Origin of the sequence: Kitasatospora sp. NPDC096140 (assembly GCF_040303045.1) — a bacterium.
Classification (GTDB): Bacteria; Actinomycetota; Actinomycetes; order Streptomycetales; family Streptomycetaceae; genus Kitasatospora.
This window is the reverse complement of sequence record NZ_JBEOUW010000059.1, coordinates 39,555-49,215: the sequence shown is the minus strand read 5'-3', so window position 1 is coordinate 49,215 and position 9,661 is coordinate 39,555. Positions and strand designations below refer to the sequence as shown.

General features: G+C 75.0%; 9 protein-coding genes. 5 read left to right on the top strand and 4 right to left on the bottom strand.

Annotated features, from left to right (window positions below; all coding sequences use genetic code 11):
- Positions 1-153 precede the first annotated feature (153 nt).
- Entirely contained in the window at positions 154-1,314 is a 1,161-nt protein-coding gene (locus tag ABT048_RS37655) for an alpha/beta hydrolase (RefSeq protein WP_350526130.1), read from the top strand.
- A 7-nt stretch (positions 1,315-1,321) separates the two neighbouring features.
- On the opposite strand, the gene ABT048_RS37650 is transcribed toward ABT048_RS37655, so the two are convergent.
- Entirely contained in the window at positions 1,322-2,365 is a 1,044-nt protein-coding gene (locus ABT048_RS37650; protein WP_350526129.1) for an SDR family NAD(P)-dependent oxidoreductase, read from the bottom strand.
- Between the two features lie 538 nt (positions 2,366-2,903).
- Entirely contained in the window at positions 2,904-3,965 is a 1,062-nt protein-coding gene (locus tag ABT048_RS37645) for a trypsin-like serine peptidase (RefSeq protein ID WP_350526128.1), read from the bottom strand.
- Positions 3,966-4,130: 165 nt separating this feature from the next.
- Between ABT048_RS37645 and ABT048_RS37640 the strand changes: the two genes are divergently transcribed.
- The 4 genes from ABT048_RS37640 to ABT048_RS37625 all read left to right on the top strand — a co-directional run bounded on the left by ABT048_RS37640 (position 4,131) and on the right by ABT048_RS37625 (position 9,141).
- Complete coding sequence (locus ABT048_RS37640) at positions 4,131-4,547, top strand: hypothetical protein (RefSeq protein ID WP_350526127.1); 417 nt, start codon at positions 4,131-4,133, stop codon at positions 4,545-4,547.
- 381 nt (positions 4,548-4,928) lie between these two features.
- Complete coding sequence (locus ABT048_RS37635; protein WP_350526126.1) at positions 4,929-5,420, top strand: hypothetical protein; 492 nt, start codon at positions 4,929-4,931, stop codon at positions 5,418-5,420.
- Complete coding sequence (locus ABT048_RS37630; RefSeq protein ID WP_350526125.1) at positions 5,402-6,616, top strand: phosphotransferase; 1,215 nt, start codon at positions 5,402-5,404, stop codon at positions 6,614-6,616. Before ABT048_RS37635 ends, ABT048_RS37630 begins: the two co-directional genes overlap by 19 nt.
- Positions 6,613-9,141: a lanthionine synthetase LanC family protein gene (locus ABT048_RS37625; RefSeq protein ID WP_350526124.1), complete on the top strand. Its 2,529-nt coding sequence runs from the start codon at positions 6,613-6,615 to the stop codon at positions 9,139-9,141. Before ABT048_RS37630 ends, ABT048_RS37625 begins: the two co-directional genes overlap by 4 nt.
- Here the strand turns inward: ABT048_RS37625 and ABT048_RS37620 are convergent.
- Positions 9,104-9,265: a hypothetical protein gene (locus ABT048_RS37620; protein WP_350526123.1), complete on the bottom strand. Its 162-nt coding sequence runs from the start codon at positions 9,263-9,265 to the stop codon at positions 9,104-9,106. The two genes, ABT048_RS37625 and ABT048_RS37620, sit on opposite strands and share 38 nt — an antisense overlap.
- Positions 9,265-9,522 carry a hypothetical protein gene (locus ABT048_RS37615; RefSeq protein ID WP_350526122.1) on the bottom strand — a complete coding sequence of 86 codons (258 nt, stop codon included), beginning with the start codon at positions 9,520-9,522 and terminating at the stop codon, positions 9,265-9,267. The genes ABT048_RS37620 and ABT048_RS37615 overlap by 1 nt, the downstream gene beginning before the upstream one ends.
- Positions 9,523-9,661: the final 139 nt, after the last annotated feature.

Here is a 9,661-nt window from a genome sequence, read left to right as displayed (position 1 = left end):
CCCCGGCCCGGGGCGGGGGGGGCGGTCCCCCCACCGGCCGGCCCCCCCCGGGCACCCCGCACGGCCTAACCTACCGACATTATCGGGGGCGGGCCCCCCCCCCCCCCCGGGGGGGGGGCCCCCGTCCAGGACACCGATCGGAGAGCTCTCACCGTGCACCAGCCGCAGTCACCGCCGCAGTCACCGCCGCAGTCACCGCCGCCGTCACCGCCGCAGTCACCGCCGCCGTCGCCGCCGCAGTCGCCGTCGCCGCCGCAGTCGCCGTCGCCGCCGCAGTCGCCGTCGGCGTCGCGGCCGGCGCGTACCCGGGCGGTCCTGGCCGGTGTCACCGCGCTCGCACTGTCCGCCGCGCTGGCGGCCTGCAGCAGTGGCAGCACGTCGGCCGCCCATCCCGGGGCGGGCGGCAACACGGCGGCGGGCACCTCGTCCGCCCCGTCCGGTGCGGCGGGCGGCGCGCCGCCGAAGGACTCCAGGGTCGTGCTGCCGACCGGCCCGGCCGCCGACCTGAAGAAGGCCCGGGACACCAAGGCCGGGCCGATCATGATGACCACCCTGGCGGGCCGGAAGTCCGGGGTCTCCGCGCAGGTCTGGGTCTGGCTGCCGCCGCAGTACGGTGACCCGAAGTACGCCAAGTCCGGCTTCCCCGTGCTCACCCTCTTCGCGGGCGGTCAGAGCAACGGCTACAACACCTGGACGGACAACCAGCTGCCGGTCCAGGAGATCGACGCCCAGCTCGTCCAGGAGCAGAAGGCGCACCCCTTCATCATGATCATGCCGGTGCAGAACCTGACGGGCGACGAGCACCGGTCCCTGGACTGCTCCGACATACCCGGCCAGCCGAAGATGGGCACCTGGCTGTCCCAGGACGTCCCGGACTTCGTCCGCGCCAACTTCCGTACCCTCAAGGGCGCCGACAGCTGGGGCCTGATGGGCGCCTCCAGCGGCGCGGACTGCAGCGCCAAGCTGGCCCTGCAGCACCCCGACGTCTACCGGGCCGCCGTGCCGATCGACGGCGACTTCAAGGCGGACTCCCTGCTGTGGAAGGGGCACGAGGCCGAGCAGGCCGCCAACGGCCCCGACAAGCTGATCGCCACCAGCAAGGCCGACGTCAGGATGCTCGCCACCGCCGGCGGCGGCACCTCCTACGAGGTCAACCTGGTCAAGGACTGGGTCGCCAAGGCCGTCCCCCCGACCACCGTCGAGTACTACGAGCAGCCGGGCGGCCGGCACAAGACCGTGGACTTCGAGAAGCTGATCCCGATGGGGCTGGAATGGCTCACCAAGAACCTCACCGGTCCGCAGAACGACAGTTGACGACACGTCAGATAGACGGACGGCCGGCATCGGTGGGGACCGGCGGGCGGCCCGGGCCGCCCGCCGGACCCTCGGCGCGGTGAGCGGCCATCGGGTCGGCGCCGGTCAGGTCGGCGCAGGCGGCCCACAGGCGTGCCGCGGCCGTGGCGTCCGTGAGGTGGTCCCAGAGGGGTTCGATCCTGGGCGCACCGCGCAGCCCGAACGCCCGGGGGCTCCACATCTGGCCGCCGCGGACGCCCGGGTCGAGGACGGCCCGGACAGCGGACCACGCGGCGGCGTCCTTGCCCTGGACGACGAGGCCGAGCGGTAGGTGGCGCAGCCGTTCGCCGGTGGTCCGGACGTGGACGGGCGGGCGCGAAGGGGTGAGGGAGTCGAGTGCGCCGCCGGGGTGGACGAGCATGCTCAGCGTCGTGCTGCCGGCGGCGCGCAGGCGGCGGTCGAGTTCGACGGCGAAGAGCATCTGGGCCAGCTTGGACCGCGCGTAGGCGCGCTTGGGCCGGTAGTCGCGCGCGCTCTGGAGATCGTCGAGGTCCAGGCGTTCGGACTTGGCGGCGAAGCTGCCGGTGGTGACGATCCGGCTGCCCGGGGTCGCCATGAGCAGCGGGGCCAGGTGGTGGGTCAGTGCGAAGTGGCCCAGGTGGTTGGTGGCGAACATCAGCTCGTGGCCGTCCCTGGTCTCGCGCCGCGGCGGATGGTCGAGCGCCACACCGGCGTTGTGGACGACCGCGTCGAGGCGGTCCAGCCCGAGCGCGTCCACGGAGGCCCCGAGCGAAGCGTGGCCGGCCAGGTCCAGGGCCACGTGCCGCACCCTGGCGCCGGGGACGCGCGAGCCGATGGAGGCGATCGCGGCCTCGGCCTTCGCCCGGTCGCGGCTCCCGAGGACGACCGTGGCCCCGGCCTCGGCGAGCTGCTCGGCGACGAAGTACCCGATCCCCGCGTTGCCGCCGGTGACCAGGACGTTCCTTCCTGCTGCGGGAGGCAGCCGGTGGACGTCCCACCGCGAGGCCCGGGACGCGGAGGGTACGGAGGGTACGGAGGGCGTGGTGGGCATGGCGGGCTCCCGGAGGCTCGGAGTGGTCTGGCTGGGGGCGGGCCCGCACCTGCACGGCGGGCCGCGTCCGGCTCCCACCGTCCCGGCGGCGGCTCACAGCCCGCCGACAGGTCGCTGTCCCCGCTGACAGCCGGCCGACACTCGGCCGACATTGCCCAGCCCAGCCCAGCCCAGCCCAGCCCAGCCCAGCCCGGCCCGGCCTGGCTCGGCGTGAAGAGTGCCACGAGTGCCCCCGCTTCCTCGGGCGCGTACGTACGGACGGCCGAGGAACCGGGGGTCCGGAGCGACCCCTTCCGGATGGCATGTCCGCGGCCGGAAAATCCCAGGTCAAAGCCTTGTTCGTGGCCGGTTCGCGGGTCTAGCATTCCCGGCACGGCGGCCCCACCGCAGTCGGGCCGCCGAGCAGCCGCGCCCCCCGTCACCGCGGCTGGCCTCCCACACGGCCGGGGCCTCGCGAGTCACCCCCATCGCTCGCGAGACCCCGGCCGGTCGGCCCGACCGACACGGCGGTGGGACTCCCGGGTCCCCGGGTCCGGGCTCAGGAACTCGGGCCCGCCGGGGCTGCGCCGGTGGTCGCGGCTTCGTACAGGGCGCGGGTGACGGAGCCGAAGTAGGCGCTGTAGGAGACCTGGCGGGTGTTGCCGCCGATGTGGTAGCCGCCGATGGTCCCGATCACGGCCCAGCCGCCGGGCCGGGGCACCAGCATGGGCCCGCCCGACGTCCCGCCGACGAAGCCGTCGCACGCGATGCGCACGAAGGTGCCGGGATCCGCGGGGTCGTCGCTGGCCCACCGGGTGGTCCGGCTCAGGCACTCCAGTGGCCGCTGCGCGGCGGCCGGGTACCCGATCATCCGCACCGCAGCGTGCCGGTGGCCGGAGCCGGTGAGCAGCTCGACCGCGCCGACCGCGTCCTCGATCCGCCGGCCGTCCCGGTCGGGCTCGGTCCTCGCGAAGCCGAAGTCGTACGCGGCCCCGGCGTGCGGGCCCCGGTCGTAGTACTCCTGCGGGACGTAGACGCCGCCGGTCCTGACCGGGAAGATGCCGAACGGCGCGAGTCCGTCGTGGTACTGCGGAACGAATCCGAGGTGCCGCCTGGGGGAGGTGCCGGAGGATCCGGTGAGGCAGTGCCCGGCGCTCAGCACGAGGTCGTGGCCGGGGCTGCGGACCACGGAGCCGGTGCAGGTGCGGTGCGTCCCGACGGCGTCGGTCCAGAAGAACGTGCCGGTCTGCGGCATGCCGTCGAAGCTCCTGCTCGGGGGGACCAACTCGCCGGGCCGAGGCCCGTCCGCCGTGGCCGGTGCGCCCGGCGCGGCGGGTTCGGCGCCGACGGGCTGCGCGGCCGCCATGCGGGCCGGGGTCCAGTACCTGCCGAGCTGCTCCGCGACCGGATTGCCCGGGTACGGGGTTGCCGCCGACGCCGTCGGGGCGAGCCCGGCACCCAGCACCAGGGCGGAGGCGACCGCCGCAGCCCGTCCGACGGCTCGTGTCCGCCGTGCGGACGAGGGCGCCCGGCCGTGTCCCTCGACCGGTCTGGGCTCGGGCGCGGAGCCGGGGTCGAGCGGGGCGGGGATCGGCGGCCGGGACAGCGGAGGGATCGTCATGCCGGTGCAACCCCCGCAGGACGGGCCCGGTCACGGGCACTCCGCCGTGCGGCCCCGGGCGTACGGGAGGTCCTCGGTCCTCGCTTGGCGTCGGCCGGAGCCGCGGTGAATGATGGTGAACGGGACCCTTGTGCATGCGTGGATTTCGTGGACGGGAGTCACGTCATGACGGACATCGTGTTTGCCAACGTCAGTAATCCGATCACTCCGGACATTTCCATCATTCACGACGACGATTCTTTTCGCGTTCAATGGTCTGCACGCAACATCAGCAACCATGACATCGCCGCCTTCGTCGATCGTCTGGTCATCCAGAGCATCCCGGAAGGATGCCCGGGATCCGACAGCGTCGATCACGACACCGTGTTCGACAGCGACGTGGACGGGGCCGCGAGCGACTTCGCCGAACCCGACCTTCCCGCCGGTACGGCGGGGCCGCTGATGAACCCCTCGGTGGGACCGTTCGCGGCCGGGGACTACCGGCTCACCGTCACCCTGGCCAACGATCTCGGCGTGGGATTCACCACGTTCGACTGCGTCACGATCGTGGCCCGCGTCGCGGCGGGTGCGACAGCGGGGTGAGCGGCCGACCGAATCCGTGATCCGTGATCCGTGATCCGTGATCCGTGATCCGCGTCCGGGTCTGCGTGCACGTGTCGACGACCCGTACGCGGACTGCCTCCGCGGGACCGGCACCGGAACCTGCCACGGAACGTGGCGCTCGGCGGCGCGGAACGGACCGGACCAGCGGCGATCACGGCGGGTGTCCGTACTCCGTGTGTTCGCCCGTCGGCGACGCCGGATCCGGCCTTCCCGCAGGGGAGTTGGCGCGGCGTCGGCGGGCGGTGAGGCCTATGGTGGGAGAAAGGACCGGCATGCGCGCGGGCCGACGCCGTCTTCGGCTCGTGCCAGGGACGCCGTGCGGTCGACGGGCGGCGCCGTGCCGGCGGAAAGGGCACTCCGATGAGCGGCGACAGCAAGGACCAGCGGGACCTCTCCCCGCACTCGTTCACGCCGAGACCGGGCTCCGAACCGTCGGGCGACAACCTGACCGTGCTGGTCGGTTACGTCGGCACCGGGCCGACGGACGACCTCATCCGGCTCTACGTCGACGTGACCCTGGCGAGCTACTACGAGTTCGCCGCCGACGACGTGGTCCGTACCGCGTCGGTCGACCCGGACAACGCCGACAGCCCCCGTCGGCTCTGGATCAGGGACGCCGCCCAGGTCCGCCTGGTGCGGGTCAACCAGGTGACCGGTCCGGCGGCGTTCCTCCAGGGGCGCCTGCGCAGCCGGTTCGCCTCCCGGCTGGTGTCCCGGGCGATCCACCAGAAGGAGCCGGAGTCCGACCCGTTCTGGACGTGCCCCACCGAGATCTCGGTCACCGAGGCGACCACCGGCACCTGGCCGTGCTCGGGCACGGACGTCTGGCCCCAGTGCCCCGACTGCTGCTGAGCGGGACCGGCCAGGCCATGCAGATGCCGGACGTGGCGCAGGTGCCCGACCAGGCGGCCCCCACGGCGCTGGGCACGGTCGACGAGCTGGTGGCAGCAGGGGTGTTGAGCGCGGACGAGGTCGTCGACACCGGCCTGGCCGTTGAGGTCGGTGCCCGACGCAACCGCAATCTGGTGATCACGCGGCCCGACGGCAGCGGATACTTCGTCAAGGTGCCCAACGAGCAGTCGCCCATGAGCCGGTCGACGCTGCGCTCCGAGATCGACTTCTACCGCGCCGCCGCCGGGCGGGGCCACCCCTTCGACGCCCTGCTCGTGCGGCTGGTGCACGCCGACCGGCAACGGCCCCTCCTGGTCCTGGAGTTCCGCCCCGAGCACCGTGGACTGGGCGACATCGTCCGGGAGCGCCCGGCCGGGGAGTTCCCCGTCTCGCTCTACCAGGAGACCGGCCGCCTGCTCGGCGAGCTCCACGCGGCCGGCCCGGACTGGACCGCGGCACCCACGGCACCGCCCGAGGTGGCTCCGGTGACCGACTACGGCCGCCCCGACCCGTGGCTGCTGTGCACCGCCAGCCGCGGCACGCTGATGCTGGTGGAGATGGTCCAGACTTCCTCCGAACTCAGCTCGGGGCTCACCGGGTTGGTGAGCCGCTGGCGGCCCGGAACCGTCGTCCACGGCGACGTTCGGGCCGCCAACGTGCTGGTCCGTCCCGCCGCGGCGCGTCCGCCTCAAGCCCACCCCGGCGCGGCCCGTGGTCGGGACATCCGGTTGGTGGACTGGGAGCTGTGGCACCTGGGCGACCCGGCCCAGGACCTGGCAGGGCTGCTCGAATCGGTCGTCCGGGCGGCCCTCGGCCCCGTCCTCGATCCCGCCCTCGCCGCACCCCCGTCCCGCCCGACCGGCACGGGCCCGCCCCCGACCGGACCGGGTGTCGCCGCCGCGGGCCTCGTCCTGCAGGCCACCTGCCGCGCCGTGTGGCGGGCGTACCTGTCGGTGCGCCCGCCGACGGTGACGGCGCAACGGGACCTGGCCGCCCGGACCGCGGCGTTCACCGCGGCCCGGCTGGTCCAGACCCAGGTCGAGGAGGCCGGCCGCAGCGAGGCCGTGTCCGTCGGCGGCTGCGCGATGCTGGAGATCGCGGCCAACATCTTCACCGACCCGGACCGGGCGGCGACCGAGTTCCTGGCCCTCACATGACCACGGGCACCACGGTGGCACTCCATCCGGACCTGACGGCGCTCACGCTGGCGGTCACCATCCCGGATGCGGAACGGGCCCACGTCGGTGGCACACCGGCCGGTCCGGGCCAGGCTGCAGGGCAGGCCAGGGGGCATTCCCCCGGGCAGCCCCCGGGGCAGGGCGCACCGGCCGGCACCGCGCCGGGCGACCGGGTGGAGGACCTGGCCTCCGCGCTCTACTGGCGCTGCTACGTCCGGCCGAGCGGCCGGCTGGAGCCGGGGATCGTCGACGCCGACCTCGCCGGGCGCTTCGCCGCCGCCCTGAGCGCCGCCGTCCCGGACGACTGGGTGTGGGAGAGGGGTTGGCGGCTGGTCGGGGCGGGCCCGGACGGCCGGGTGCAGGTCCGGAGCAACGGCGTCGTGTACTGGACGGCGCCCGCGCGGGTCCGCGCGCTCCCGGCCTCGGAGCGCGCGCGCCCGGCCGACGCCGCCGCGCCCGGCGAACCCGCGCTGCCGGCCGTCGGTGACGCCTGCCTGGTCCTCGCCCCCCGCGTCCGGCGCAACCTCCTGACCGGCTTCCACACGGTGACCGGCTCCGACCCCGGAACGGCCGCGGACCAGGCCGCCGGACTGGTCCGCCTCTACTGGCACCTGCGGGACGGCGGCGCCCCCGCCCTGCTCGACGCCCTGAGCACCGGCCTCGACTCCGCGGCGGTCCCCTTCACGCTCAAGGTCCTGCGCGACCCCTCGCGGTACGCCCGGGCGGACGCGGGAGTCCTCTACCTCCCCCGGACCCGCTACCCGGAGGCGCTCCCCGTCCTCCGCAGCGTCCACCGGCGCCTGGCACCGGACCTGCGGGCCGACCCGCCCCTGCTCACCCTCCGCCTCGACCACGGCCTGGGACTGGCCGAGGACCCCGGCCCGGGCACCAGCTTCGGTCGGCACCGCTGCCGGCTGGTGGCGGACGCACTGTGGCGGCTGTACGACGAGGACGGTCCGCAGGGCCCCACCCGCCCGGAGCGGGCAACCGCAGCCGTGGCAGCGGAGTTCCGGCGCCGCGGTCTCGACCCCCTCGCTCCCCACCTGGCCGCGAACTCGCGCACCGGCTACGAGTGGCCCGGCCAGGGCCGACGGCCCGGACCCCGCGGCCACCGGCCGGGACCGCCGGGCAGCACAGGACCGTCACCCAGCGCCGGACCACCAGGCAGCGCAGCGCCCCCGCCCCGTACCGCCGACCCGGACGCCCTGCTCGCCACCGCCCGCCGCATCGGCCGGTCGATCTGCGCCGACGCCCGCTGGGAGTCCACCCGGACCCGCTGCACGTGGATCGCGCGCACCCTCACCGGCCGCGTCGGCCCGAACGCCTTCACACCGCGATCGGGCACGCTGGGCCCCGACCTCTACTCCGGCACCGCCGGCACCGCCCTCTTCCTGGCCGAACTCGCCGCCGGCACCGGCGAGGAGGAGTTCGCCCGCACCGCACACGGCGCGCTGGCCGCGGCCCTCGCCGCCGCACAACGCCCCACCCGCTCCACCCCGGCCCCACCCGGTCTGTACACCGGCCTGCCGGGCGTGCTCCTGGCCGCCGTACGGATCCGCCGACTGCTCGGCGACGCCCCCGGCACCGGTCCCGTCGAGCCGCTGCTCGACAGCCTCGTCGACGACCCGGACGGCGACGCCGAGGACGACCTGATGGCCGGGCGGGCCGGAGCCGTCCTCGCTCTCCTGCAACTCGCCGAGGCACCCGGTTGGCGACGGCCGGGCCCGGCCCTCGCCCGGGCGGAATCACTCGGGTCCGCGCTCCTCGCCCACGTCACCGCATCCGGGCCGGCCGGACGGAACCGCACGCCGGACACACCCCCGTGGACGGGCCTGACCCACGGCGCGGCCGGTGTCGCGCTGGCCCTCATGGCGCTCGCCCGGAGCACCGGGGACCGTACCCTCCTGCGGGCCGCCCGGGACGGATTCGCCGCCGAGGACGGCCAGTTCGACCCCGCGGCCGGGAACTGGCCCGACCACCGGGAACGCCCCTACGACACCTCCGGCGGCCCGGCGTTCATGGTGGCGTGGTGCAACGGCGCCCCCGGAATCGCCCTGACCCGCCTGCGCGCCGAGCAACTGGACCCCGAACGGCGCGCCGCCTACCGCCACTCCACCGAGGCCGCGCTGGCCACCACCCTGAGCACCCTGCAGCGACGGATCGCACTCGTCGACTCGGACGCCACCCTCTGCCACGGCCTCGCGGGGCTGATCGACGTCCTGTGGACCGCCGGCCACCTCCTCGGCCGCCCGGACCTCCTCGCCGCAGCACGCGACGCCGCGCTCCGCCTGGCCGGGCGTTCCCTCGACGAGCTGCGCTCCGGCTCGCCGGGCGGCGCCGACAGCCCGTCGCTCATGATCGGGTCCGCCGGGATCGGGCACCTCCTCCTGCGCGTCGCCGATCCGGCCGCCGTACCGTCCGTCCTCCTCGGCCTCTGGGACACGGCTGAGGAACAGGGCCGCGGGGCTACCGGGCCTTCGCCTTCGTGTAGTACGTGGCGCTGAGGGTCCAGGCGATGAGCGGGCCGTGCTCCTCCCGGGCCCGTTCCACGGTCATGCCGGCCGGATCGGTCGAGACCCGCCGGCGCAGGCGGTGCCGGTCCCTCCCGGGCGGTGGCGGGGTGGTCATCAGGTGCAGGTGTCGACCGCCTGGCTGAAGACCGGCCACAGCTCGTACGTCCGCGCGATCGCCGCCAGCCGCGTCCGCAGCTGTGCCTCGGTGTCCTCGCAGGCCTGCCGGACGGCCTTCGAACGGGACAGCCGCCGCAGCCGCCACGCGGCGGGCACGCCGGAGCCGAAAGCCGCCTGCAGCAGGACGGGTGCGATGACGGCGGCGCCGCCCAGGAACTGCTTCACCTTCGCCGGCCCGCGGCGCCCCTCGCTCATCCGCCCATGCTCACCGGACCGGCGATCCCCGCGCCTGAGTACGCGTACTCAGGTGTGTGTGACCCTCTCCGTCCGTCGGCCCGCTCGACGGCGGACGGCCGACGGCGGCCGGGCCGATGCGCGACGCGCCGACGGCAGT